This window comes from Caulobacter sp. P1_B12_2 (assembly GCF_056406675.1).
This window is the reverse complement of sequence record NZ_JBFTZS010000498.1, coordinates 1-3,143: the sequence shown is the minus strand read 5'-3', so window position 1 is coordinate 3,143 and position 3,143 is coordinate 1. Positions and strand designations below refer to the sequence as shown.

Annotated in this window: 2 protein-coding genes; both read right to left on the bottom strand. The window is 69.5% G+C overall.

All coding sequences use genetic code 11. The annotated features are described in order from the left end of the window. Positions 1-67: 67 nt before the first annotated feature. A complete protein-coding gene (locus AC1DZ6_RS22195; protein WP_477099291.1) occupies positions 68-1,513 on the bottom strand; it encodes an NAD-dependent succinate-semialdehyde dehydrogenase in 1,446 nt (481 codons plus the stop codon). Positions 1,514-1,519: 6 nt separating this feature from the next. Continuing rightward, positions 1,520-3,007, bottom strand: a complete 1,488-nt coding sequence (locus AC1DZ6_RS22190; RefSeq protein WP_477099290.1) for an aldehyde dehydrogenase — start codon at positions 3,005-3,007, stop codon at positions 1,520-1,522. Positions 3,008-3,143 lie beyond the last annotated feature (136 nt).

Below are 3,143 nucleotides of genomic sequence, written 5' to 3'. Positions count from 1 at the left end.
GGACAGAGGGGTTCCCGCCACAAGGGCGGGAATGACGGTGTGCAAGGAGAAAGGGTAGCGGATGACCTCATCCAGAAACCCCGCCAAAGCACAGGTACTTCGTCTCCAGATACTCGTCCAAGCCCTCGGAAGACCCCTCGCGGCCCAGCCCGGAATCCTTGACCCCGCCGAACGGCGCGACCTCGGTGGAGATGATGCCTTCGTTGATCCCGACCATCCCCGCCTCGATGGCCTCGGCCACCCGCCAGCAGCGGCCGACGTCGCGGCTGTAGAAGTAGGAGGCCAGGCCAAAGGGCGTGGCGTTGGCCAGGGCGATGGCCTCGGCTTCCGTCTCGAACTTCACGATCGGCGCGACCGGGCCGAAGATCTCTTCCTGGAACAGGCGCATGTCCGGCGTCGCGCCGGTCAGCACCGTGGGCTGCCAGAACAGGCCGCCCAGCGCGTGACGCGCCCCGCCGACCGTGGCCGTCGCGCCCTGCTCGACCGCTTCGCGCACCAGTTTCTCGACCTTCGCGATGGCCTTGTCGTTGATCAGCGGGCCGATGGTCACGCCGCTCTCCGCGCCCGGCCCGACCTTCATGGCCGCGACCTTCTCGGTCAGCCTGGCGACGAAGGCGTCGTGGACGCCCGACTGCACCAAGAGTCGATTTGCGCAGACGCAGGTCTGGCCGGTGTTGCGGTACTTGCTGGCGATGGCCCCGTCGACGGCGGCCTCCAGGTCGGCGTCGTCGAAGACGATGAACGGCGCGTTGCCGCCCAGCTCCAGCGACAGCTTCTTCATGGTGCCGGCGCACTGGGCGTAGAGCGTCTTGCCCACCGGGGTCGAACCGGTGAACGACAGCTTGCGCACCCGCGCGTCGTCGCACAGGGTCTTGCCGATGGCGGCGCTGTCCTTGCCGGTGACGACGTTCAGCACCCCGGCCGGCACGCCCGCCTCCACCGCCAACCGGGCGATGGCCAGGGCGCACAGCGGCGTCTCGGCCGCCGGCTTGACCACCACCGTGCAGCCCGAGGCCAGGGCCGGGCCGACCTTGCGGGTGATCATGGCGATCGGGAAATTCCACGGCGCRATGGCCGCGCAGACGCCGACCGGCTGCTTGATCGACACCAGGCGCTGGCCCGGCATAGGGCTGGGGATCGAGTGGCCGTAGGCCCGCTTGGCCTCGTCGGCGAACCAGTCGATGAACGCCGCGCCGTACGACACCTCGCCCCGCGACTCCGCCAGCGGCTTGCCCTGCTCGGCGGTCATCAGCCGGGCCAGGGCCTCGCTGTGCAACAGCATCAGGTCGGACCACTTGCGCAGGATCGCCCCGCGTTCCTTGGCGGTCTTGGCGGCCCAGGCCGGGAAGGCGCGATGGGCGGCGTCGATGGCGGCCTTGGTCTCCGCCGCGCCCAGGTCGGCGACCTGCGCGACCACCGAGCCGTCGGCCGGGTTCAACACCTGGAAGGTGGCTTCGCTCTCGATCCAGAGACCATCGATGAAGGCGGCGGTTTCGACGAGTTCAAGGGTCATGTCAGGCTACCTCAGCGTCACGGACACCGACTTCAGGTCGGCGTACTTGTGCAACGCATGAAGGCTGCGGTCGCGGCCGAAGCCCGACTGCTTGAAGCCCCCGAACGGCATGGTGATGTCGCAGGCGTCCCAGCCGTTGATCCACACCAGGCCGGCCTTCAGCTGGCGCGCAGAGCTCAGGGCGCGGTTGATGTCCGAGGTCCACAGGCCGGCGGCCAGGCCGTAGACGGTGTCGTTGGCCAGGGCGATGGCCTCGTCCTGGGTCTTGAAGGTCTGGACGCCCAGCACCGGGCCGAACACCTCCTCGCGGGCCAGGGTGTGGTCGGGCTCCAGCCGGTCGAAGATGGTGGGTTCGACATAGAAGCCGCCGGTGTCCTGGCGCACGCGCCGGCCGCCCAGCAGGCGGCGCGCGCCCTGGCTGTCGGCGGTGGCGATGTAGTCCAGGGCGGTGTTCATCTGCCGCTCGCTGACCATGGCCCCGAACACGGTCTCCGGATCCAGCGGATCGCCGGGGACCATGGTCTTGGCGACCGCGATCACCTTCTCGAGGAAGGCGTCCTTGATCGAGTCCTGGACCAGCAGGCGCGAGGCCGCGGTGCAGACCTCGCCCTGATTATAGAACACGCCCCAGGCGGCGGCCTGGGCGGCGGCGTCCAGGTCGGGGCAGTCGGCGAAGACGATCTGGGGCGACTTGCCGCCCAGCTCCAACGACACGCGCTTGAGGTTGCTGCGGGCCGAATATTCCATCAGCCGTCGGCCGACCGGCCCCGAGCCGGTGAAGGCGATCATGTCGACGTCCATCGACAGGGCCAGGGCCTCGCCGGCCACGGAGCCCAGGCCGGGGACAACGTTCAATACGCCCGGCGGTAATCCCGCCTCCAGCGCCAGCTCGCCCAGCTTCAACGCCGTCAGCGGCGACTGCTCGGCCGGCTTGAGGACGACGGAATTGCCCATGGCCAGGGCCGGGGCCACCTTCCACATCGCCATGTGCAGGGGGAAGTTCCACGGCACGATCGCGCCGATCACGCCCAGGGGCTCGTGGGTGGCCCAGCTCAGCCGGTCGATCGGCGACGCGCCGACCTCGCCATAGATCTTGTCCAGCGCCTCGGCGTACCAACGGGTGGTGCCGATCGCGAGGGGGATGTCGACGGCCCGGGCGTCGCGGATCGGCTTGCCGGTGTCCAGGCTCTCCAGCAGGGCCAGGTCCTCGGCGTCGCGCGCCATCAGCTCGGCCAGCTTGAACAGCACCGCCTTCTTGGCGCGCGGACCCTGGTCGCGCCAGCGGCCGTCCTCGAAGGCGGCGCGGGCCGAGGCCACGGCGCGGTCGACGTCGACGCCCTGGCAGGCCGCGACCTGGTTGATCACCGTGCCGTCGCGCGGCGAGACGTTGTGGAACGTCTGGCCCGACGCCGCGTCGACCAGCGCGCCGTCGATCACCGCCCGCCCGGGCAGGGACAGGCTCTTCAGGGCGTCGAAGATGGAAGGCGCGGTCATGCGGGGTCGCTCAGGAAACTGTGATCACAGTTTGCGTCGGATGGTCGACTGTCAAGGTGGGGCGGGTTGGAGGAAGACCTGTGCCTGACGGTTAGGCGCCTCTTCTCCTCACCCGTGAAACGGGGGAGGTGGCGCG

What these genes read in the sequence shown, in the direction of transcription:
- AC1DZ6_RS22190 (WP_477099290.1), bottom strand. Translation starts at nt 3,007, where the DNA reads ATGACCGCGCCTTCCATCTTCGACGCCCTGAAGAGCCTGTCCCTGCCC.